Genomic DNA, 19,621 nt, shown 5'->3' on the forward strand with positions numbered 1-19,621 from the left:
AGGCTCTAACGGTTTGATGTTAAATAAAAAATGGTTAAAAATCAAGAGCATAGGATAGCCATCGCGCCCATGATGGACTGGACGGACCGGCACTGCCGGTTCTTCCATCGCCAGCTGACGCGCCGTGCGCTGCTTTATACCGAGATGGTGGTGGCCGACGCCGTCATCCACGGTGCGCGCGAGAGGCTGCTCGGCTTCGATGTGGCGGAACATCCGGTCGCGCTGCAGCTCGGCGGCTCGGATCCGGCGAAACTTGCCGAAGCGGCGCGCATTGGCGAGGCCTTCGGTTATGACGAGATCAACCTCAATGTCGGTTGCCCGTCAGATCGCGTCCAGTCGGGCACGTTCGGCGCCTGCCTGATGAAAGTGCCCGACCTCGTCGCCGACTGTGTCACGGCGATGAAGGCTGTGGTGGCAATTCCCGTCACCGTCAAATGCCGCATCGGCGTCGACGAGCAGGATCCGGGGCCGGCGCTGGACGCGTTGGCGAACGGGGTTTTCGCAGCCGGCGCCGACGCCTTGTGGGTGCATGCGCGCAAGGCCTGGCTGGAGGGGCTGAGTCCCAAGGAAAATCGCGACATCCCGCCGCTCGACTACAACAGGGTCTATCGGCTGAAGACCAAAAAGCCGAACGAATTCATTGGTATCAACGGTGGAATTCAGTCGCTTGAAGAGGCGCGGGCGCATCTCGATCATGTCGACGGCGCCATGCTTGGCCGCGCCGCCTACCACACACCAGGCATTCTGGCTGGCGTCGACGCCGCCTTCTACGGTGCGAAGCCCGAGGCCTTCGATTTCGCTGCGCTGATCGACGCGATGGCGGACTACGCAGCGCGTCACATCGAACAGGGCGGGCGGCTCGGCCATGTCACCCGCCATATGGTCGGACTGTTTCATGGACTGCCGGGTGCGCGCCGCTATCGCCAGATCCTGTCGACCGACGCAAACCGGCCGGGCGCGAGGCCTGACGTGCTGAAGAAAGCGTTTGCGGCGGTTGAATTCAGTAGCGGGGCGGCAGAAGCGGCCTGAGCTCAATCCCGCAGGATCATACGGTCGCCGCGCACGTCGAAGCCTGACAGCGAGCCGATGAAGTTCATGCCGAGCAGGCTTTGGCTCAGCATGCCGGGGGCTGCGACCATCACCGACATGTCCTTGCGCACGATGCCGCCTATCGCCACCGCGTCGGTCCTGACCGCCGCGGCGCGCGCCATGCCGTTGGCTGTCGAAACCGGTATCGTATAGTTGAGCGCGGCCGGGTTGAAGCCGGCGGCTTGCGCATCTTCCGACGTCAGCACCGTGCTGGTCGCGCCGGTGTCGACAACGGCCCGCACCGGATTGCCATTGACCAGGATGCGCGCTTCGAAATGACCGTTGTCGGCTTTGTCGAGGGTCACCGTAGCGTGGCCGTCTTCGACGCCGAGCGCCAGCGGGCTGCCGGGAACAAGCCCGGCGGTCACGCGGCTGGCGACGTCCTGCAGTTCGTAGCGATACTGGTAACCGGCCACCAGTGCCAGCACAATTGCCACCCAGGCGCCGAGATTGCGGGCCATCGCACCCACCGGGCGGCCTGACCGCAGCAGGCCGGCGCCGATCAGGGCGCCGAAGGCGCAAAGCCAGATCAGCCGGCCGAAATCGTAGTTCTCGACGCCGAGCGTGCTGCCGGCTGAATCGTTGAGCATGAGCAGGACCGCTCCCACGCCGATCACCGCCATCAAAATCCAGAACAGCCGGCTACTCATTAGTTCCTCTAAAGTGCGTCGCGTTCACGCGCCATGCGGGTGCGCCGCGTTTCACGGCGCGGCCGACGCTCGACCGTTTCCAGCCGGGCCGGCAATTCGGCCATCACATTGCGGCGTGTTTCGGGCGTCATCCCCATCCAGGCGCCGATTTCCTCGCGCGTGCGGCCGCAACCGAAGCAGAAGCCGGTTTTCATGTCGATCGAACAGACCAGGATGCAGGGGGATTCGATGGCCGTCATGACTTTCTCTTGAGGATTCTATTCGGAATCCCGAGTTCCATCTCCACATGGTGCAACGGCAAAGCCAATGCAAGCCCTCGCGATCGCGCCTTCCCAGGCCATCTTTGCGGCAATCAAGGCGGATGTTTGGGAGAGGTTGTGTCGATCACGCAACGCGGCTATGCCGCTCCCCAACTCCAGGAATGATTGCTCACGACATGACCAGTGCACTGCCTTTCGACGATTTCCGCAATCTGCTCGACAGACTGCCGTCAGCCGACCTCAAAGCCGAAGCGCGGGTGCGCGCGCTGTTTGCCAAGGCCGACAAGCCAGCGCATTCGCTCGGCCGCATCGAGGACATCGCCGCGTGGCTTGCCGCCTGGAGCGGCCGGGCGCCGCCCGCGCTGACAAGGCCGCTGATGGCGGTCTTTGCCGGCAATCATGGTGTAGTCAGGCACGGTATTTCGCCACGCCCGGTGGCGGCGACCGCCAATGCGGTGGAACTTTGCGCGGCCGGCGGTGCGGCGATCAACCAGATCTGCATCGCCAATGATCTTGGGCTGAAGGTGTTCGATCTTGCTCTGCACATCCCGACCGGCGACATAACCGATGACGCAGCACTTGACGAGCGCGGTTGCGCGGCCACCATGGCCTTCGGCATGGAAGCGATCGCCGGCGGCACCGACCTGCTTTGCCTCGGCGATCTCGGCGTCGGCAATTCCACCGTCGCCGCAGCACTATTTGCGGCGCTGTTCGGGGGCAGGGGTGCCGACTGGGTTGGCCCGGGATCTGGCGCCGACGCGGCGATGCAGGCGAGCAAGGCTGATGTGGTCGATGCGGCGCTGGCCTTTCACCACGGCCATCTCGACGACCCGTTGGAGGTGCTGCGCAGGGTCGGCGGCCGCGAGTTCGCGGCGATCGCTGGCGCCATCCTTGCCGCGCGGATGCAGAAGATTCCCGTGCTGCTCGACGGCTTTGCCGCAACGGCTGCCGCAGCGGTGCTTTATGCCGCGAATCCCGCAGCGCTGGACCATTGTCTTCTCGCCAGCCTGTCGCCGGAGCCTGCGCACGCCAGGGCCGCCGAGTTGCTCGCTTTGCGCCCGCTGCTTGACCTCGGCATAAGCCATGGCGAAGGGGCGGGGGCTGCCCTTGGCGCAGGCCTGGTCAAGGCGGCGGCGATGACCAGTTCGGGCATGGCGGCGGCTGTTCGCGGCTAGGCACGCCGGGCGCTGACGAGGGCTGCTACCGACGTCGCGCCGCCACCGCCGCGGTCGGCAGCGCCGGCAGTTCTTCCATCACCCGGCTCAGCGGGAAGATGGCAATCGCCTCCGTGCCTTCACGCAGCTTGGAATGAAGTTCGAACTCGCCGCCATGCATGGCGAGCAGCCCTTGCACGATCGGCAGGCCAAGCCCGGTGCCCTGTTCGGCGCTCTTGATGGCGATCGAACCCTGGCCGAAGGCCGAGAGCACAATCGGGATCTCGTCCTCGGGAATGCCGGGGCCATTGTCCTTGATCGAAATGTATTGGCCACCGCCCGCCGTCCAGCCGACGCGGACGCGGATCTCGCCGCCGGTGGCGGTGAATTTTATGGCGTTGGACAGAAGGTTGAGCGTGATCTGGCGCACGGCGCGCTCGTCGGCGAACAGCCGCGGCAATGTCTGTTCGAAATCCTGGACGACGCGGATATCCTTGTTGCGCGCCTTCAGCTCCATCATGTGGCAGCAATCCTCGACAATGTGCAGCAACATCACCGGCTCTTCGTTGAGTTGATAGCGGCCGGCCTCGATGCGCGACAGGTCGAGGATCTCGTTGATCAGGTCGAGCAGGTGCTGGCCGGAATCATGCACGTCATGGGCGTAGTCGCGATAGGTGGGATTGCTCATCGGCCCCAGCACCTCATTCGCCATCACCTCGGAAAAGCCGAGAATGGCGTTGAGCGGCGTGCGCAATTCATGGCTCATCGAAGCGAGGAACCGCGACTTCGCCAGATTGGCATCCTCGGCACGCCGCCGCGCCTCGTCCGACATCGATTTCGCCGTCTCGACTTCGGCAATCAGCGCATCCGTTTCGGAGCGGAACGACAACAGCATCAGGGAGGAGCGGTTGAGGTGACGGGCGATATAGGCGAAGAAAGGCAACGACACGACGAGCAGTCCGGCCATGATCGCCTCGACCGGCATCCACAATTTGACTCCGGCATAGGCGTAGAGCGCGACCGGAACGGCAAAAGTAGCCAGCAACGCCCCGCTCAGGGATGAGGCCATGACCGCGGTCCCGGCCATGGCGAACAGCAGCACCACCGCCTTGACCACCTGGAATTGGTCGACGGCGCAGGCGTTGCAGCCGAGCAGGACGAACCAGGCCCAGCCGAGACCGCAAAGGAAATGGCCGACCAGGAATTCCCGTTGCGCTTGCAAAGGGTTGAGCTCGGCTGCTTCCGTGCGCTCAATGCGCCGCGCCATGAAGACGACGATCGTATAGGAGGTGAGCGTGAACAGCGCCCAGAGGCCGATCTCGTTGCCGACGCCGGCGAGCCGGCCGGCCGCGGCGATCGCCAGGACGAGCAGCGGGATGACCACGGCGCCGCTTGTCATGGCGCGCGCGTGGAGTTTCAGCAGTTCGCGGTCGAAATCGAGATTGCCGGCCTGCTGCGAAAGACGGTCGCGCGTCTTGCGCACCGCGCGCGCCACATCGCTGTTGCGATGGGGTTTCCTGCGGTCCACAATGAACTTGTCCGCTGTGTTCGAGCGTTGCAAGGGCATCAAAAGCTTCAATTTATGCGCGCAGCGATTTCAAGGTGTTAAGCTACGTTCGAATGATTAACCAACCGTTTGCCATATGAGCCGTTCCTGGTCGCCGAGATCGCGCCGGCGGTACGCGGCGCCTCGCCCGAGAAGCCTCTGGCACAAGGTGCTGGACTACGGGCTGGCCATCATCATTCTGGGCTTGCTGATCCTGCTGGCGGCGCGCCTCGACCGGGTGGAGACGCGCCAGACGCAAGGTGCTGCCATCATCAATGACGGCGATTCGATCACACTCGGCACCGAGCGCATCCGCATGCGTGGCATCGATGCGCCTGAATACACCCAGACCTGCCGCAGGAACGGCGCCGACTATGCCTGCGGCACGCTTGCGCGCCAGTCGCTGGTGCGCCTGATCGCGGGCAGGCCGGTCACCTGCAGCGGCTGGCAGCGGGATCGCTACGGCCGGCTGCTTGGCGACTGCAAGGCCGGTGGCACCGACCTCAACCGTGCCCAGGTCGAAGCGGGCTGGGCTGTAGCCTTTGGCGACTTCGAAAATGAGGAAGCGACTGCCCGCGCGGCCAAGGTCGGGATCTGGGCAGGTACGTTCGACCAGCCGCAGGACTGGCGCGACAGCCATCACGGCGAGGTCGTGGAGCGAAAGCACGGCACGCTGGCGTCGATCGGCGACGCCGTGCGGGAGATTTTTCGCTTCTGGTGAAGCGTATCGGCTTGGACAGAAAGGGAGGATCGAATGAAGCTCTTCGACGGTGGCCGGGCGCCCAACCCGCGGCGGGTTCGCGTTTTCCTCGCCGAGAAGGGGATCACGGTTCCGCTGGTGTCCGTCGACATGGGGGCGCTGGAGCATAAGGGCCAAACGGTGAGCTCGCGCAACCCTTTGCAGCGCCTGCCGGTGCTGGAGCTTGATGATGGCACCGTCATCACCGAATCCGTCGCCATCTGCCGTTATTTCGAGGAGTTGCGTCCGGAGCCGGCCCTGTTTGGACGTGGCGCGCTCGGCAAGGCGCAGGTCGAGATGTGGCAGAGACGGATGGAGTTCAATTTCCTCAGTTGCGTCGCGCAGGCCTTTCGCCATATCCATCCAGCGATGAAGGAATGGGAAATTCCGCAGATCCCCGAATGGGGCGAGGCCAACAAGCCGAAGGCGGTCGCATTCCTGAAACTCCTCGACGGCGAGCTTGCAAACCGGGAATTCGCCGCCGGCGACAGCTATTCGATCGCCGATATCACCGGCCTGATCGCGATCGACTTCATGAAGCCAGCGCGCATCAGGGTGCCGGAGGAATGCACCAATGTGCTGCGTTGGCATCAGGCGATCTCCAGCCGGCCGAGTGCCGCCGCTTGAGCGTGGAACTGGATAGTTTTGCCGCAAAGGTCCGGGCCTGCCGCATCTGCGTCGAAAATCCTGTCGGCAAGCCGCTGCCGCATGAGCCGCGGCCGGTGCTGCGGCCCTCGTCCAACGCGCGCATTCTCATCGCCAGCCAGGCGCCGGGAACCAAGGTGCACCTATCGGGCATGCCGTTCACCGATGCCTCCGGCGACCGCCTGCGCAGCTGGCTTGATGTGACCAGCGACGAATTCTACGACATCGAGAAATTCGCCATCGTGCCGATGGGCTTCTGCTTTCCCGGCCAGGATGCGAAGGGCGGCGACCTGCCGCCAAGGCGCGAATGCGCTCCGGCCTGGCGTGCGCCGTTGATGGCCTTGATGCCGCGGATCGACCTGGTGCTGACGATCGGCATTTACGCACAGTCCTGGCACATGGGCGCCGCGCGTCGCCCCTCGCTGACGGAAACGGTGATGGACTGGCGCGCCATCTGGGAGAATTCCGTCGGTGCGAAAGTGCTGCCGCTGCCGCATCCGTCCTGGCGCAACAGCGGCTGGTTGAAGCAGAATCCGTGGTTTGAAATGGATTTGCTGCCTTTCCTGCGCTCGGAAATCCGCTATCGCATCGGCTAGGCATTCAGCAAGAAATCACTCGCTTTTGTGGTGATCGGCAGAATTTCTTTCTTGTGAAAGCCTGGAATAAGAGGGAGTATAGATAAACTATTCCTCCAGGAGCCTCTAATGGACCGCCTTGACCGAAAAATTCTCCGCCTCCTGCAGGAGGACGCGACGCTCGCGGTGGCCGATGTCGCCAAGAAAGTCGGCCTGTCGACCACGCCCTGCTGGCGCCGCATCCAGAAGCTTGAGGAAGAGGGCGTCATCAAGCGGCGCGTCGCCATTCTCGACCACGAAAAGGTCAATGTGCGGGTTACGGTCTTCGTCTCGATCCGCACCAATTCGCACAGCCATGAGTGGCTGCGGCGGTTTTCCGAGGTTATCCAGGAGTTTCCCGAGGTGGTCGAGTTCTACCGCATGAGCGGCGACGTCGATTATCTCTTGCGCGTCGTGGTGCCTGACATCGCCGCCTACGACGCCTTCTACAAGCGGCTGATCGCCAAGATCGAGATCCGTGACGTGTCGTCGTCCTTCGCCATGGAGCAGATCAAATACACGACCGAAATACCGCTCGACTACATGGTGCTGGACAAGGAATCGGGTGCCAACGCCGCCTGAGCCGGCGGCACCCACTCAGTTCTTCTTCTTGTTGAGGAAACTCCAGGGCGAATTCACCGGCAAGGTGATGGTGTCCGGCACGCTGTCGACGCCGACCACTTCGGCCTTGCGCACGCTGTAGCCCGACTGGATGACGCTGACGCCGTCGAGGATGAACAGCTGGCTTTTCTCCATGTCCGGCTTCAGGGCACCGGTGACGGCGACCGACTGGTAGGCTTGCGACATCTTGTAGGGATGGGCCGGCGTGACCAGCACGATCTGGTTGGGTGGCGGCGTCGGCATGTGGCTGCACGCGCCCGTCCACGGCACCAGCAGGAACTGATAGACGAGATCGCCGTCACGATCGACCGGCAATGCATAGCCGGCTAATTGTATGGTCTTATCCTGCAAACCGACGGACAGCGTCTCGCCATGATCGGGCAATTTTGCCGCGATCATCGGCAGGCCAGCGTCTTCGGCAACCGCCTGGCTCGCCGGCCGCAGATCCTTCCACAAGATGTGCATGGTCTCGGCCGAGGCGCCGACAGCGGAAAGAGACAGCGCGGCCGCGAGCGCCAAGCTTGATCTGACATGGTTCATGGCCGCTTCCTTTGCGGGCGAGTAAAGACGCCGAGGCCCATGACGTCAATGCTCGATACGCATCACATGTCGGCGAGAACCGGCCATGCCGGCCTCGTGGAAGCCGCGCGCCGCAAACATGTCGCGAAAGCCCATGAAACGGTAGCTCGGTGACGCCTCGGCCACCGGATAGGCCTCAATGATGCGCGCTCCCTTGGCGAAGGCATGGTCAATGGCTGCATCGAGCAAGGCCGATGCAAGGCCGCCGCCGCGCAAAACCCTTGGCACATAGAAGCAGACGATCGACCATACGCCGGTCTCGCTGTCGTCCTGCTGCTTTGAAAGCCTGCGATAGGTCTCGCGCGGCGCTACCGAGCACCAGCCAACCGTCTTGCCGTCGACCTCGGCGAGGATGCCGACCGGGGTTCCGGCATCGATGAGCGCCATCATCTGACGCTTCTTCTCATCGTTCTGGATGTGCTCGCGGCCGGAGTGCCGCCAGGCCATGCACCAGCAGTATTTTGGCGCACCCGGCTGCTCGAACAAAGTCTCAAAGCTGCCGCGTGTTGCCGGCGTCACCTCGGTGAAGCGGATATTGGCAAGGTCAGATTTTTCTGGCGGCGATCCGCGCGAGCGTTTTGGCATCGGTCAGTTCCTTCACGGCATTCTTGCCGTTCCAGCGCGCGGTCTTGTCCGGGGAGCCGGCAAGCTTCTGGGCCAGCGCAAGGGCAGGGGCGTGCAGGCTCGTCGAGCGCTTGCCGATCTGCCGCAGCGCCCAGTTGACGGCTTTCCTGACGAAGTTGCGCTCGTCGCCGGCATGCACTTCGATCAAAGGCAGATAGGACAGGAACGTCGCGTCCGGTTCCTTTTTCAGATGCACGGCCGCCCAGGCCAGCATGGCAAAGGCCGTGCGGCGGACGAACTCGCGCTCGTCGGAGGCGAATTCGTCGACCAGATCGCGCCAGAACGGTGTGTCAACGAACAGGTCAGAGACGGTATCGACGATTTCCCAGGAATCGAAATCGCCGGCCCAGCGGCGACATTCTTCGATGGCGATCTTCTTCGGCTCGCCGGTGAAAGCCGCCAGCAGCCGCGCTTCGCGAATGCCGCTGGCCCACAGCGCCAGGGACCGTCCGTGGTTGCGCTCGAGCTTGCGCGCCAATGGCCGCAAATCCGTATTGCCGACGCCAAGCGCGGTCGCCGTGTTGATGCCGAACCGTGCCATGCCGGCGCGGTTTTCCTCGGTGCCGATTGAGCGCAGGTGCGCGACGATATCCTGCGCGGTCCAGTCTGGAGCGGGCAGGGACATGGTCGCCTACTTCTCCAGGCGCGCCAGCAGCGAAGACGTGTCCCAGCGCTTGCCGCCCATTGCCTGCACATCCTTGTAGAACTGATCGACAAGCGCGGTCACCGGCAGCTTGGCGCCGTTACGGTCGGCTTCAGCCAGGCAGATGCCGAGGTCCTTGCGCATCCAGTCGACGGCGAAGCCGAAATCATATTTGCTGGCATTCATGGTCTTGTGCCGGTTTTCCATCTGCCAGGAGCCAGCGGCACCCTTGGAAATCACCTCGATCACCTTTTCGATGTCGAGCCCGGCCTTCTTGCCGAAATGGATGCCTTCCGACAGTCCCTGAACCAGTCCGGCGATGCAGATCTGGTTGATCATCTTGGTCAGCTGGCCGGCGCCCGCCGAACCCATCAGCCCGACCATGCGGGCATAGGCGTCGATGACCGGCCTGGCCCTGTCGAAGGCAGCCTGGTCGCCGCCGACCATGACGGTCAGCACGCCGTTCTCGGCGCCGGCCTGGCCACCGGAAACCGGCGCATCGAGAAACGAGAACCCGCCGGCTTGCGCGGCTGCCGCCAATTCGCGCGCGACTTCCGCCGATGCCGTGGTGTTGTCGATGAAGACCGAACCTTTCTTCATTGATTTGAAGGCGCCGTCCGGGCCTGTCGTTACGGAGCGCAAATCGTCGTCATTGCCGACGCAGGAAAAGACGAAGTCCTTGTCCTTGGCTGCCTCCGCCGGCGTCACTGCCAGGCTGCCGCCATGTTGGCCGACCCACTGCTCGGCCTTGGCCCTGGTGCGGTTGTAGACGGTGACGTCGTGGCCGCCCTTGTTCCTGAGGTGTGCCGCCATGGGGTAGCCCATAACGCCAAGACCGAGAAATGCCACAGATGCCATGAGCTTGCCCTTCAGACGAAAACGAAATTGTTGCGAAAGCTCTAGGCTCTGCGCTCAATTCGTCAAGACGCCTGTGGCACGATCGACTGGTACAGTATGGGAACCCGTCAGCGTTTCAGATGGATGGTGATCCGGCGCTCGATCCATTCGATGGCATGGCGCAACAGCTCGACCATCACGAGGTATACCAAGGCGACCCAGATATAGGACTGGATGTCGAAGGAGTTGGCGAAGGCGAGTTTTGCATTGCCCATCAGGTCGTAGACGGTGATGATGGCGACGATCGCCGAAGCCTTGACCATCAGGATCAGTTCATTGCCGTAAGGCCGCAAGGCAACAACCAGCGCTTGCGGCAGGATGATCTTGCGCAGCGTCTGCAGTTTGTGCAGGCCGAGCGAGGCAGCGCCCTCCCATTGGCCCTTCGGCACACTCTCGATGGCGCCGCGCAGAATCTCGGCCTGGTAGGCGGCGGTGTTGAGCGCAAAGGCGAAGACGCCGCAGTTGAAGGCGTCCTTGAAGAAATCCCAGAGCCCGATCATCTGGAGTTGAGGCCTGAACGACCCCAACCCGTAGTAGACCAGAAACGTCTGAACCAGCAGCGGCGTGCCCCGGAAGAAATAAACGTAGCAATAGGCAAGGCCGGACAGGATGCGATTCCTGGACATGCGCCCATAGGCGACAGGCACCGACAGGATCGCACCAAGCACCATCGATATGGAAACCAGCGCGAGCGTTACCCCAAGCCCTTGCAGATAGGCCGGCGCATATTTGGCGAAGAAGGCCGCGTTCCAGGCAAAAAAGAGATAGCTGACGATGCCGAGGCCAAAGGCGATCCACAGGCAGACCAGCCCGTAGCCGACGACGCGCCTTCGCGGCCAACCGCGGGCCCGCGGTGGTGGCCGTTCGATCATGGTGGCTGTCGCGCTCATCGTTGTGCCTCCCTTTTGCCGAGCGAGCGCAAGATGGCGCTGGTGGCGAAGGACGACACGACGGCCAGAGCAAGAAAGACCAGAGCCGCTACGCCGTAAAACAGGAAGGAATGCTTGGTGACACGAGCGGCCACGCCGGCGTTGCGCAACGTCTCCGCAAGACCGACGACAGACACCAGTGAGGTGTCCTTCAAAAGGCTAAGCCAGCAATTCTCGAGGCCGGGAAACGCAATGCGCAGCAGCTGTGGCACGATCACCAGGCGCATTGTCTGCCCGTAGGAAAGACCAATGGCATAACCCCCCTCATACTGGCCTTTGGGTATGGCACGGAAGGCCGACAGGAAAACCTCGCTGGCATAGGACGAGAAGATCAGGGCAAGCACGATCATGCCGGCGACGAAGCTGTTGACGTCGATGGTCGCTTCGGGTCGAAAATACCGGATGAGATGCTGCAGCAGGATCGGCACGCCGAAGAAGAACAGGAAGAGCGTCACCAGTTCCGGCAGGCCGCGAAAGACCGTGGTGTAGATGTTGGCGGCCAGGCGTAGCGAAGGTTCTTCGGACTGCTTGGCCAGTGCAATGAAAAAGCCGATCGTCAATCCGATCGGCAGGGTGGCGAGCGCAAGCGCAACGGTGATCAGTGCGCCATAAACAATATCATCACTCCAGCCATCGGGTCCCCAACTGAGAAGTGTCCATATGCTCTGGGCTGGCATCGACAGGTCTTATCCCCACGGCGTTCCTAGGATGAATAGAAAGACGGCGGGAATTTCCCGCCGTCTTGATCCTGTCTATCAGGACTCGGCGCCGAAGACGTCGAACTTGAAGTACTTGTCGTTGATTTCCTTGTATTTTCCATTGGCGCGGATGGCGTCGATGGCCTCATTGAGCTTGTTGACCAGGTCGGTCTCGCCCTTGCGCACGGCAATGCCGGCGCCCGGCCCGAAGATCTCGACCGGTTGCGGCGATGGCTGGCCGAGAATCTTGCAGCAGGCGCCATCAGGCGAATCCAGCCACTGCTGCAGCACGACGATATCGTCCTCGATAGCGTCGAGACGACCATTGGCAAGATCTGCCTGCTCCTCGGGGCTGCTCGGGTAGCCCTTCACGGTGCTGTCGGTGTAGGTCTTCGAGGCATAGTTGAAATGGGTGGTCGTCGTGGCGACACCGATGGTCTTGCCGGCGAGATCCGCCTTGGTCACGCCCTTCAGGGTCGAGTCTTTCGGCACGGCAAGCGCAGAAGGCGTGTTGTAGTATTTGTGCGAGAAGTCGACCTTCTCCTTGCGCTCCGGCGTGATCGACATCGAGGCGACGATGGCGTCGAACTTGCCGGCCTGAAGTGCGGGGATGATGCCGTCCCAGTCCTGGGCGACAAAGGTGCACTTGACCTTCATCTGGTCGCAAAGCGCCTGGGCGATGTCGATGTCGAAGCCGACGAGCTTGCCGTCGGAGGTCAGGTTGTTGAAAGGGGGATAGGCGCCTTCGGTGCCGATCCGCAGGGTCTTCTCCTGGGCCTGGGCGACGCCGAGCGTCAGCAGCGCAGCCGATGCGGCGAGCGCGATACGCAGTGCAATACGCATGATAGTCCTCTCTTTATGGTCCCGGCCGTCGTTCCGAAACGGCTCTGTGGGGCGGTGCTTTTGACCGCCCGCTGGCGCGATACTCCCACTCTTTCCAAGAAAAAAGCAACTGCAAAACCACCGAAATCGGTAATGGGGTTCTGCCGTTAGGTTAGTTCTCAAGCAACGAGGCCGGTGGTGCGCTCGATGAAGTCGACTATGGATTTTACGTCGTCGAGGTCGAATACCGGCAGGCTCTTGTCCGTGACGGCGAAATCCGCGGCGACGGCGACAATATTGGGATCACCTGCTGAAAGCGGCGTCCGGTCCTTCGCTTCCAGGCGCCGCGTTTCGATCTTGCGGTGGGTCTCGCGCTTGTAGCCTTCCACCAGCACGATATCGCACGGGGCGAGCCGTGAGAGGATGCTCTCCAGCGGCGGCTCGTCTTCGCCGCGCAATTCGTGCATCAGCGCCCAGCGATTGCCGGACACGATCGCGACCTCGGTGGCGCCTGCCTGCCGATGGCGGAAGCTGTCGGCGCCCGGCTTGTCGATGTCGAAATCATGATGGGCATGTTTGACCGTCGAGACCTTCCAGCCGCGACGCACAAGCTCGGTGACCAGCTTTTCGGTCAGTGTGGTCTTGCCGGAGTTTTTCCAGCCGGTAATGCCGAAGATTTTCATGATGTCATGCTCTGCAACAGCCGCGCGGCCTCGGCAAGATCGTCCGGCACATTGATGTTGAAGAAAGGATCGAGCCCTGTGGATTGCAGGACCGGGAATTCCACCTCGACGTGACCATGGCGCTCGATGAAGGCCGAAACCCGCCTGTTGTCCTCATCGACCAGGAAATGCCGCAAGGCATCGCGGCATTCGGTCGGCCACAGTGCGAAGGTCGGGTGCCGCCGGCCGGCCGAGGCGGCGACGGCGACCGAACCTGGATGTTCGCCGGCTGCCGCCGCCAGGCGCTCGACGAGATCAAGCGGCAGAAAAGGTGTGTCGGCGGCGGCGGTGACGACCGCCTTGCAAGGCGTGCTGGCCGCGGCCCATTCGAGGCCGGTGAGGATTCCGGCAAGCGGCCCGGCAAAGCCTTCGATCGTGTCGGCGAGCACAGGCAGTCCGAAACGGGAAAAGCGGTCGGGATCGCCATTGGCGCTCAGCGCCAGGATTTCAACCTGCGGACCAAAGCGCGACAGGAGCTGGTCAAGCACGCTGCCGCTGCCAAGCGGCAACAGGCTCTTGTCGCCGCCTCCCATGCGCCTTGATTGGCCTCCGGCCAGGACGATCCCTGCAATATCTCGCTCCATGCATCGAGCCTGTACGCCAGCCGCCGGAAATCACAAGACCCGGCTAGATTCCATCCGGCGCCATGGCCGGCCCGGTGGTTTCGGCGACGATTCTCCGCCGGCCGACAACGCGTTCGCGATAAAGCGCATAGAGACCCGAGCCGACGACGATTGTCGCACCGACGATCATCGGCATGTCCGGTATGTCGCCGAAGACGATCAGGCCAAGCAAGATGGACCAGAGGAGCGCCGTGTAGCGGAAGGGCGCGATGAAGGAGATCTCGCCCGAGCGCATCGCCATGATGATGGATTGGTAGCCGATGACCACGAGCACCGCCGCCAGCGCCAAGAGCGCCGTGCTCTTGCCGCTCATCGGCGTCCAGCCCCCCATCGGCGACAACAGCACCGCGCCGACGACGGTCATTGCCAGTGCGGTCGCGGTCGAGACCAGCATCGTCGGTATGGTTTGGGGGATGCGCTTGGTGGAGAGATCGCGCACGGTGCAGCAGGCGACGCTGGCCAACGCCCAAAGGGAATAGATGGTGAAGCCGTCGAAGCCCGGCCGGACGATGACCATCACACCGGCATAGCCGACGGCGATCGCCAGCCAGCGTCGCCAGCCGACCGCTTCGCCGAAAAACAGCGCGGCACCCATGGTCACCGCCAGCGGCAGCGCCTGAAGAACGGCCGAAACACTGCCGATCGGCAAATGGGCAAGCGCCACGAGGAATGACACGGTGGCGCCCGCTTCTCCCAGGACACGGATTGCCACCATAGGCTGCAGCATCAGGCGCGGCCGCGAAAGCGCGCCACGTTGCCAGGCCAGCAGGCCGACGAAGAGCGAGGCAAAGGCCCCTCTGATCAGCATGACCTGCGCCATGTTCATCGATAGCGAAGAGTATTTGGTGATGGCGTCGTTGAGCGTGAAGCCAACCATCGCCACCATCATGAACAACGCGCCGCGAAGATTTGGAGAAAGGGGCAAGACATCCACCGGTTGCTTGGGCAAGCAAGCCTGTAACAGCCCGCCACGAAACCGCAATGGCAAAGGGCTGGGCCAGGACCGGGGCATTCGTCATAGCCGGCGCGAAATCACGCCCTGGATTCGGCACAAATCTGGTCGGGAGACGGCTCCGCCTCCCGAAAACTGTCTGGTCTCCGCGATGCCTATTTCTTCGGCGTCAGTATTTCGGTGCCGTTGCCTTCCTTGCCGGCGATGGTCCACAGGCCATGCAGCGAGCCGTCATCCTCGACCTTGTAGACGACGAGGCCGATATCCTTACCCATGACATAGCCGGCGGAGAACGCGTCGTCATTGCGCATGCAGATGCCATCCGAGGAAGAGCCGCCCGTCTCCCAGTGGATCGCGCAGGTCGTCCCGCTGGTCAGCGTGATGGTGGCTTCGCCATCATATTTCGATCCGTCGAAATTGGTGCCGGCGACGGTATAGGTGCCGCCGATCGACTGAGCTGCCGCGGGCAGGGCCGTGAGGCCAAGCAATGCAAGAGAAAGAATGAGTTTGCGCATGATTTATTCCCCCTGTGAGCGACGATTCCGCTGCGGGGAAAGCTAGGCCGGAACATGCTGGCGGTAAATCGGGCAACCGTTTGCGGATCGGACTTTTTCTGGGATGTGACCGAAAATGCTCACGGCCCCTTGAGGCTGCCGGCGATCGGCCCGACCAGAGGGTCGTATTTCGATTTCAGGGCCGGCGGGTAATCGATCCAGACCGTGCGGATGACGCCATCCCTGCCGAACAGACGCCGCTCGTAGAAGATCTTTCCATCCTTCATCCCCGACAGCACCGCCCAGTTCTTGCCGACCTTGCTGTAGGTGACGGTGTAGCCAGGTTCCTTGCTTGCCTTTTCATCGGCGACAAAGCCTTTCGGCGTGTCATCATCGACGTTGAGGATGCCGGAGCAGGTCAGGCTGGCGCCATCCGCGCTCAGCCACACCTGTCCGTCGCCATTTTCCGGCTCGGGCTGACGATCGGCAAATATCTCATCGGGAAAGGTGCAGACGGTGCCGAAGCGCTCGTTCACATAGGTGGAAGGCGCGGCGATCGCGCTGGTCGCCGCGATGATAATGACAGTCGCCAGGAACGAAGAACGTCGCCGCATGCTCGCCTCGAAGCCAATAGAGCCAGAAGCGATGTTGCATGAATTTTCGAAAAAATCAGCCGCCAGTGACGCTCATATGCCGTGACACCGAGGGGCGGCTGGTGCGGCGGTCGATGATGAAATCATGGCCTTTCGGCTTGCGACCGATGGCCTCGTCGATCGCTTCGGCGACCAGTTCGTTGCCTTCGGATGCGCGCAAGGGCGCGCGCAGGTCGGCGGCATCTTCCTGGCCAAGGCACATATAGAGCGTGCCGGTGCAGGTCAGCCTGACGCGGTTGCAGCTTTCGCAGAAATTATGCGTCATCGGGGTGATGAAGCCAAGCTTGCCGCCGGTCTCGGCGACGTGGACGTAGCGGGCAGGGCCGCCGGTCTTAAAGGGAATGTCGGTCAGCGTGAACTGGCGCTCCAGTGAAGCGCGCAGCAGCGACAGCGGCAGATACTGGTCGGTGCGGTCGGCGTCGATCTCGCCCATCGGCATGGTTTCGATGACGGTCAGGTCCATGCCGCGGCCATGCGCCCAGCGCATCATGTCGGGCAGTTCGGCGTCGTTGAAATCCTTCAGCGCCACCGCGTTGAGCTTGACCTTCAACCCGGCCGCCTGCGCGGCGTCGATGCCATCCATGACCTTGCCGAGATGGCCCCAGCGGGTGATCTGGTGGAACTTGTCGGCGTCGAGCGTGTCGAGCGAGACGTTGATGCGCTTGACACCGCAATCAGCGAGCTCGGCGGCAAAGCGCGACAGTTGCGAGCCGTTGGTGGTCAGCGTCAGTTCTTCGAGCGCGCCGCTGTCGAGATGGCGCGACAGCTGGCGCACCAGATGCATGATGTTCTTACGCACCAGCGGCTCACCGCCGGTGAGGCGCAGTCGCCTGACGCCCTTTTCGATGAAGACGGTGCAGAGCCGGTCCAGCTCTTCCAGCGACAACAAGTCCTTCTTCGGCAGGAAGGTCATGTCCTCGGCCATGCAATAGGTGCAACGGAAATCGCAGCGGTCGGTGACCGACACTCTGAGATAGCTGATCGTGCGACCGAAGGGGTCGATCATGTTCATGTTCGAGCGTTTCCGTGGCCGTTACCGGCGTCGTTATATACAGCTATGTGATACGATCCAGCTCATCATTCAAGATACCGCTTCTCGATCTTTGGTAACATCCCGGAGCCGACACGGTGTGTCGGTCGGCCTATGAGGACTTTTCCCCTTGCGCGAAGCGGCGTAGGGAAGGGCAATCGACACGGGATCAAACAGCATGACCGCGCCAAAAGAACTCAGGGTCTCCAAGGACCGCAAGCTGCTGTCGGTCACCTTTCCCAATCACCAGCCATTCGAATTGCCGGCGGAACTGTTGCGCGTTGCCTCGCCATCGGCCGAGGTGCAGGGCCATTCGCCGGAGCAGCGGGTGACGGTTCCCGGCAAGCGCAATGTGGCCATCCTGAAGATCGAGCCGGTCGGCAACTATGCGGTGCGCATCACCTTCGACGATTTCCACGACACCGGCATTTTCACCTGGAACTATCTGCATACGCTCGGCCACGAGAAGGATGAGCGCTGGAATGCCTATCTCGCGGAGCTTGCGGAAAAAGGCTTGAGCCGCGATCGCTGATCCAATCGCTGTCGTCAAAACGTCATCGATGTGGAGTAGCGCCGGCAAAGGTTCGGAGACGAAAAGATGTCGCTCATCACCACGGTCGAACAGCTCGAAGCGCTCTATGGCTTTCCTGGCGAAGCTTCACTGGTCAAGGAACTCGACCACGTCATTCCCGATTATGCCGCCTTCATCGAAGCCTCGCCCTTTGTCGCGCTTGCCACCAGCGGCCCGGAGGGACTGGACTGTTCGCCGCGAGGCGATCTCGCCGGCTTCGTGCGCATCGTTGATCCCAGGACGCTGATGATGCCGGACCGGCGCGGCAATAATCGCGCCGATTCGCTGAAAAACATCATCCGGGATTCGCGTGTCGGGCTGCTGTTCCTGGTGCCGGGCTCCGGCACGACGCTGCGCATCAACGGCCGGGCGCATATCACCACGGACGCCGCACTGTGCGCGTCCTTCATGGTCGACGGCAAAGCGGCGCGCTCGGTGACCGTCATCGACGTCGATTCGGTCTACTTCCAGTGCGCCCGCGCCATCGTGCGGTCCGAGCTTTGGAATCCGGCCAAACATGTCGATCCGAAATCGCTGCCGACGCCCGGAAAAATCCTGGAAGTCACCAGCCGCAAGAACATCGACGGCGAGGCCTACGACAAGGAATGGCCGGAGCGGGCGAAGAAGACGATGTGGTGAGTGACCGGGCCGTCAGGCTTCCTTCAGCACCTCATAGATCTTGCGCATCTGTTCGCCGATCATGTCGCATTGTTCAGGTGTCGACTGGCTCATCGCCTTTTCGATCAGCGCCATATGCACTTTCAGCGCCTGCATCAGCAGCGCCTCGCCAGCCTCGGTCAAGGCGAGCCGCAAGATGCGCTTGTCCTTTTCGTCGCCTTCGCGGCGCAGCAGGCCGCGCGCCTCCAGCTGCGGGAGCAGCATGGTGATGTTGGAACGGCCGACGAGCAGCTTGCGCGCGAGGTCGTGCTGCGACATGCCGGGATGGCGGTAGAGGTTCATCAGCACGTCGAGCTGCGCCGGCTTGAGATCCAGCGGCGCGAGTTTCACCGCCAGCGTGCGCTCCAGCACATGGCAGGCGCGCGCCACCGCGACCCAGTTGCGAAAACGCGGGTTGTCCCAGGGTAGCTCTTGTTTATTGTTCATCTTTGAACTATTATGTTCATGCTTGAACGTATGGATGGATTCTCACTATGGCATCAATCGGGCTGAAGGTCATCCGCAGCGTATTTGGTGCGGCCGAACATATCGCGCCACGCATCACCGGGCGCGCGGCTTTCGAGTTGTTCTGCCGCACACCGAGCACCAAGGCGCTGACCGAGGGCGAGCGCCGCGCCATCGGCCGTGCCGCAGAGTTCATGACCGAGGCGCGCCATCATCGGTTGAAGACGGCAACCGGCTGCGTCATGGTGCACGAATTCCGGCCGGAACCGGGCAGGGCGGCTGCCGGCACCGTGCTTGTCGTTCATGGCTGGCGTTCGCGTACCGAATATATGCGCGCCTTGATCGAGGGCTATCGGGCGGCCGGCTACAGGGTCGTTTCCCTTGACCTGCCGGGCCATGGCCATTCGCAGGGCCGGCACCTGAACATGGTCAATGCGGTCGAGGCCGTACGGGTCGCCGGCGAATGGTTCGGCCCGTTTGTCGCAGCGGTGGGGCATTCCTTCGGCGGCGCCGTTGCCGCCAATGCCGTTGCCGGTTCGGTCAAGAACATTCCGCCGCTGACGGCCGGACGTCTCGTGCTGATCGCAGCGCCGAGCTCCTTGCCGGCGATCTTCGCCGATTTCAGCCGCATGCTTAATGTCGGGCCGCGTTCACAGGTCGCGATGGCGGACCGTGTCCAACATTTGTCCGGCCGGCCGCTGCATGAATTCACCGGCGACCGACAGCTCGCCCAGGCGCCCGTGCCGACCCTGGTCATCCACGCGCCTGACGACCGCGAAGTGCCGGCCGAGCATGCAAAGCGCTATGCCGGCGCCGGCGGCCATGTGCGGCTGCACTGGGCCGACGGGCTCGGCCATCGCCGCATTCTGGCAGACAAGGGCGTTGTCGAACGCGCCGTAGCCTTCGTCGCGGAGCACCGCGAGCCATCCTTGCTGCATTGAGCC

General features: G+C 62.6%; 26 protein-coding genes. 9 read left to right on the forward strand and 17 right to left on the reverse strand.

The features are described from left to right. The first annotated feature begins 30 nt into the window (after positions 1 to 30). A complete protein-coding gene (gene dusA / locus CKW40_RS12655) occupies positions 31 to 1,029 on the forward strand; it encodes a tRNA dihydrouridine(20/20a) synthase DusA (protein ID WP_095200189.1) in 999 nt (332 codons plus the stop codon). Between the two features lie 2 nt (positions 1,030 to 1,031). On the opposite strand, the gene CKW40_RS12660 is transcribed toward dusA, so the two are convergent. Beyond that, positions 1,032 to 1,739, reverse strand: coding sequence for a TIGR02281 family clan AA aspartic protease (locus CKW40_RS12660; protein ID WP_095200190.1), 708 nt, complete (start codon positions 1,737 to 1,739; stop codon positions 1,032 to 1,034). 8 nt (positions 1,740 to 1,747) lie between these two features. Then, a complete protein-coding gene (locus CKW40_RS12665) occupies positions 1,748 to 1,978 on the reverse strand; it encodes a DUF1289 domain-containing protein (protein ID WP_010909481.1) in 231 nt (76 codons plus the stop codon). Positions 1,979 to 2,175: 197 nt separating this feature from the next. Between CKW40_RS12665 and CKW40_RS12670 the strand changes: the two genes are divergently transcribed. Beyond that, positions 2,176 to 3,174, forward strand: a complete 999-nt coding sequence (locus CKW40_RS12670) for a nicotinate-nucleotide--dimethylbenzimidazole phosphoribosyltransferase (protein WP_095200191.1) — start codon at positions 2,176 to 2,178, stop codon at positions 3,172 to 3,174. Positions 3,175 to 3,199: 25 nt separating this feature from the next. On the opposite strand, the gene CKW40_RS12675 is transcribed toward CKW40_RS12670, so the two are convergent. After that, positions 3,200 to 4,720 (reverse strand): sensor histidine kinase, encoded by a 1,521-nt coding sequence (locus tag CKW40_RS12675; protein ID WP_095200192.1) that lies wholly within the window; start codon positions 4,718 to 4,720, stop codon positions 3,200 to 3,202. A gap of 76 nt (positions 4,721 to 4,796) precedes the next feature. Here CKW40_RS12675 and CKW40_RS12680 point away from each other — a divergent pair, with 76 nt between their 5' ends. From CKW40_RS12680 to CKW40_RS12695, 4 genes are all read left to right on the forward strand, one after another. Continuing rightward, positions 4,797 to 5,420: a thermonuclease family protein gene (locus CKW40_RS12680; RefSeq protein WP_095200193.1), complete on the forward strand. Its 624-nt coding sequence runs from the start codon at positions 4,797 to 4,799 to the stop codon at positions 5,418 to 5,420. Positions 5,421 to 5,453: 33 nt separating this feature from the next. Next, positions 5,454 to 6,065, forward strand: a complete 612-nt coding sequence (locus tag CKW40_RS12685) for a glutathione S-transferase (protein WP_095200194.1) — start codon at positions 5,454 to 5,456, stop codon at positions 6,063 to 6,065. Further along, positions 6,005 to 6,679 carry a uracil-DNA glycosylase family protein gene (locus CKW40_RS12690; RefSeq protein ID WP_095200195.1) on the forward strand — a complete coding sequence of 225 codons (675 nt, stop codon included), beginning with the start codon at positions 6,005 to 6,007 and terminating at the stop codon, positions 6,677 to 6,679. Before CKW40_RS12685 ends, CKW40_RS12690 begins: the two co-directional genes overlap by 61 nt. 108 nt (positions 6,680 to 6,787) lie before the next feature. After that, positions 6,788 to 7,279, forward strand: coding sequence for an Lrp/AsnC family transcriptional regulator (locus CKW40_RS12695; RefSeq protein ID WP_006205209.1), 492 nt, complete (start codon positions 6,788 to 6,790; stop codon positions 7,277 to 7,279). Positions 7,280 to 7,294: 15 nt separating this feature from the next. Here the strand turns inward: CKW40_RS12695 and CKW40_RS12700 are convergent, their stop codons facing one another. The 13 genes from CKW40_RS12700 to moaA form a co-directional block, all read right to left on the reverse strand. Then, positions 7,295 to 7,858, reverse strand: coding sequence for a DUF3299 domain-containing protein (locus tag CKW40_RS12700; RefSeq protein ID WP_095200196.1), 564 nt, complete (start codon positions 7,856 to 7,858; stop codon positions 7,295 to 7,297). A gap of 45 nt (positions 7,859 to 7,903) precedes the next feature. Then, complete coding sequence (locus CKW40_RS12705; protein ID WP_095200197.1) at positions 7,904 to 8,482, reverse strand: GNAT family N-acetyltransferase; 579 nt, start codon at positions 8,480 to 8,482, stop codon at positions 7,904 to 7,906. After that, the gene (locus CKW40_RS12710) at positions 8,442 to 9,146 is read right to left on the reverse strand and encodes a DNA alkylation repair protein (protein WP_095200198.1); all 705 of its coding nucleotides are present in this window, start codon (positions 9,144 to 9,146) and stop codon (positions 8,442 to 8,444) included. The genes CKW40_RS12705 and CKW40_RS12710 overlap by 41 nt, the downstream gene beginning before the upstream one ends. A gap of 6 nt (positions 9,147 to 9,152) precedes the next feature. Next, complete coding sequence (locus CKW40_RS12715; protein ID WP_095200199.1) at positions 9,153 to 10,022, reverse strand: NAD(P)-dependent oxidoreductase; 870 nt, start codon at positions 10,020 to 10,022, stop codon at positions 9,153 to 9,155. Positions 10,023 to 10,129: 107 nt separating this feature from the next. Next, positions 10,130 to 10,951, reverse strand: coding sequence for an ABC transporter permease (locus CKW40_RS12720; RefSeq protein WP_095200200.1), 822 nt, complete (start codon positions 10,949 to 10,951; stop codon positions 10,130 to 10,132). Beyond that, complete coding sequence (locus CKW40_RS12725) at positions 10,948 to 11,667, reverse strand: ABC transporter permease (RefSeq protein ID WP_095200201.1); 720 nt, start codon at positions 11,665 to 11,667, stop codon at positions 10,948 to 10,950. Before CKW40_RS12725 ends, CKW40_RS12720 begins: the two co-directional genes overlap by 4 nt. Positions 11,668 to 11,745: 78 nt before the next feature. Continuing rightward, positions 11,746 to 12,531 carry an ABC transporter substrate-binding protein gene (locus CKW40_RS12730; protein ID WP_095200202.1) on the reverse strand — a complete coding sequence of 262 codons (786 nt, stop codon included), beginning with the start codon at positions 12,529 to 12,531 and terminating at the stop codon, positions 11,746 to 11,748. A gap of 158 nt (positions 12,532 to 12,689) precedes the next feature. Continuing rightward, positions 12,690 to 13,193 carry a molybdopterin-guanine dinucleotide biosynthesis protein B gene (gene mobB / locus CKW40_RS12735; RefSeq protein WP_095200203.1) on the reverse strand — a complete coding sequence of 168 codons (504 nt, stop codon included), beginning with the start codon at positions 13,191 to 13,193 and terminating at the stop codon, positions 12,690 to 12,692. Further along, a complete protein-coding gene (mobA, locus tag CKW40_RS12740; RefSeq protein ID WP_095200204.1) occupies positions 13,190 to 13,816 on the reverse strand; it encodes a molybdenum cofactor guanylyltransferase MobA in 627 nt (208 codons plus the stop codon). Before mobA ends, mobB begins: the two co-directional genes overlap by 4 nt. A gap of 43 nt (positions 13,817 to 13,859) precedes the next feature. Further along, positions 13,860 to 14,780, reverse strand: a complete 921-nt coding sequence (locus tag CKW40_RS12745) for a DMT family transporter (protein ID WP_095200325.1) — start codon at positions 14,778 to 14,780, stop codon at positions 13,860 to 13,862. A 182-nt stretch (positions 14,781 to 14,962) separates the two neighbouring features. After that, the gene (locus tag CKW40_RS12750; RefSeq protein ID WP_095200205.1) at positions 14,963 to 15,322 is read right to left on the reverse strand and encodes a hypothetical protein; all 360 of its coding nucleotides are present in this window, start codon (positions 15,320 to 15,322) and stop codon (positions 14,963 to 14,965) included. A gap of 119 nt (positions 15,323 to 15,441) precedes the next feature. Beyond that, entirely contained in the window at positions 15,442 to 15,915 is a 474-nt protein-coding gene (locus tag CKW40_RS12755) for a hypothetical protein (protein ID WP_095200206.1), read from the reverse strand. A 55-nt stretch (positions 15,916 to 15,970) separates the two neighbouring features. Further along, the gene (moaA, locus tag CKW40_RS12760) at positions 15,971 to 16,966 is read right to left on the reverse strand and encodes a GTP 3',8-cyclase MoaA (RefSeq protein ID WP_095200207.1); all 996 of its coding nucleotides are present in this window, start codon (positions 16,964 to 16,966) and stop codon (positions 15,971 to 15,973) included. A 196-nt stretch (positions 16,967 to 17,162) separates the two neighbouring features. Here moaA and CKW40_RS12765 point away from each other — a divergent pair, with 196 nt between their 5' ends. Together CKW40_RS12765 and CKW40_RS12770 are read left to right on the forward strand one after the other, a co-directional pair. Beyond that, positions 17,163 to 17,516 carry a gamma-butyrobetaine hydroxylase family protein gene (locus CKW40_RS12765; protein WP_095200208.1) on the forward strand — a complete coding sequence of 118 codons (354 nt, stop codon included), beginning with the start codon at positions 17,163 to 17,165 and terminating at the stop codon, positions 17,514 to 17,516. A 66-nt stretch (positions 17,517 to 17,582) separates the two neighbouring features. Then, positions 17,583 to 18,194 (forward strand): pyridoxamine 5'-phosphate oxidase family protein, encoded by a 612-nt coding sequence (locus tag CKW40_RS12770; protein WP_095200209.1) that lies wholly within the window; start codon positions 17,583 to 17,585, stop codon positions 18,192 to 18,194. 12 nt (positions 18,195 to 18,206) lie between these two features. Here the strand turns inward: CKW40_RS12770 and CKW40_RS12775 are convergent, their stop codons facing one another. After that, positions 18,207 to 18,659 (reverse strand): MarR family winged helix-turn-helix transcriptional regulator, encoded by a 453-nt coding sequence (locus tag CKW40_RS12775; RefSeq protein ID WP_056587725.1) that lies wholly within the window; start codon positions 18,657 to 18,659, stop codon positions 18,207 to 18,209. A gap of 47 nt (positions 18,660 to 18,706) precedes the next feature. Here CKW40_RS12775 and CKW40_RS12780 point away from each other — a divergent pair, with 47 nt between their 5' ends. After that, entirely contained in the window at positions 18,707 to 19,618 is a 912-nt protein-coding gene (locus tag CKW40_RS12780) for an alpha/beta hydrolase (RefSeq protein WP_095200210.1), read from the forward strand. Positions 19,619 to 19,621: the final 3 nt, after the last annotated feature.

This window comes from Mesorhizobium carmichaelinearum, assembly GCF_900199455.1.
Lineage (GTDB): Bacteria > Pseudomonadota > Alphaproteobacteria > Rhizobiales > Rhizobiaceae > Mesorhizobium > Mesorhizobium carmichaelinearum.

Coding starts and splice junctions, on each gene's coding strand:
- dusA (WP_095200189.1), top strand. CDS start 31: ATGGTTAAAAATCAAGAGCATAGGATAGCCATCGCGCCCATGATGGAC.
- CKW40_RS12660 (WP_095200190.1), bottom strand. CDS start 1,739: ATGAGTAGCCGGCTGTTCTGGATTTTGATGGCGGTGATCGGCGTGGGA.
- CKW40_RS12665 (WP_010909481.1), bottom strand. CDS start 1,978: ATGACGGCCATCGAATCCCCCTGCATCCTGGTCTGTTCGATCGACATG.
- CKW40_RS12670 (WP_095200191.1), top strand. CDS start 2,176: ATGACCAGTGCACTGCCTTTCGACGATTTCCGCAATCTGCTCGACAGA.
- CKW40_RS12675 (WP_095200192.1), bottom strand. CDS start 4,720: ATGCCCTTGCAACGCTCGAACACAGCGGACAAGTTCATTGTGGACCGC.
- CKW40_RS12680 (WP_095200193.1), top strand. CDS start 4,797: ATGAGCCGTTCCTGGTCGCCGAGATCGCGCCGGCGGTACGCGGCGCCT.
- CKW40_RS12685 (WP_095200194.1), top strand. CDS start 5,454: ATGAAGCTCTTCGACGGTGGCCGGGCGCCCAACCCGCGGCGGGTTCGC.
- CKW40_RS12690 (WP_095200195.1), top strand. CDS start 6,005: ATGCACCAATGTGCTGCGTTGGCATCAGGCGATCTCCAGCCGGCCGAG.
- CKW40_RS12695 (WP_006205209.1), top strand. CDS start 6,788: ATGGACCGCCTTGACCGAAAAATTCTCCGCCTCCTGCAGGAGGACGCG.
- CKW40_RS12700 (WP_095200196.1), bottom strand. CDS start 7,858: ATGAACCATGTCAGATCAAGCTTGGCGCTCGCGGCCGCGCTGTCTCTT.
- CKW40_RS12705 (WP_095200197.1), bottom strand. CDS start 8,482: ATGCCAAAACGCTCGCGCGGATCGCCGCCAGAAAAATCTGACCTTGCC.
- CKW40_RS12710 (WP_095200198.1), bottom strand. CDS start 9,146: ATGTCCCTGCCCGCTCCAGACTGGACCGCGCAGGATATCGTCGCGCAC.
- CKW40_RS12715 (WP_095200199.1), bottom strand. CDS start 10,022: ATGGCATCTGTGGCATTTCTCGGTCTTGGCGTTATGGGCTACCCCATG.
- CKW40_RS12720 (WP_095200200.1), bottom strand. CDS start 10,951: ATGAGCGCGACAGCCACCATGATCGAACGGCCACCACCGCGGGCCCGC.
- CKW40_RS12725 (WP_095200201.1), bottom strand. CDS start 11,667: ATGCCAGCCCAGAGCATATGGACACTTCTCAGTTGGGGACCCGATGGC.
- CKW40_RS12730 (WP_095200202.1), bottom strand. CDS start 12,531: ATGCGTATTGCACTGCGTATCGCGCTCGCCGCATCGGCTGCGCTGCTG.
- mobB (WP_095200203.1), bottom strand. CDS start 13,193: ATGAAAATCTTCGGCATTACCGGCTGGAAAAACTCCGGCAAGACCACA.
- mobA (WP_095200204.1), bottom strand. CDS start 13,816: ATGGAGCGAGATATTGCAGGGATCGTCCTGGCCGGAGGCCAATCAAGG.
- CKW40_RS12750 (WP_095200205.1), bottom strand. CDS start 15,322: ATGCGCAAACTCATTCTTTCTCTTGCATTGCTTGGCCTCACGGCCCTG.
- CKW40_RS12755 (WP_095200206.1), bottom strand. CDS start 15,915: ATGCGGCGACGTTCTTCGTTCCTGGCGACTGTCATTATCATCGCGGCG.
- moaA (WP_095200207.1), bottom strand. CDS start 16,966: ATGAACATGATCGACCCCTTCGGTCGCACGATCAGCTATCTCAGAGTG.
- CKW40_RS12765 (WP_095200208.1), top strand. CDS start 17,163: ATGACCGCGCCAAAAGAACTCAGGGTCTCCAAGGACCGCAAGCTGCTG.
- CKW40_RS12770 (WP_095200209.1), top strand. CDS start 17,583: ATGTCGCTCATCACCACGGTCGAACAGCTCGAAGCGCTCTATGGCTTT.
- CKW40_RS12775 (WP_056587725.1), bottom strand. CDS start 18,659: ATGAACAATAAACAAGAGCTACCCTGGGACAACCCGCGTTTTCGCAAC.
- CKW40_RS12780 (WP_095200210.1), top strand. CDS start 18,707: ATGGCATCAATCGGGCTGAAGGTCATCCGCAGCGTATTTGGTGCGGCC.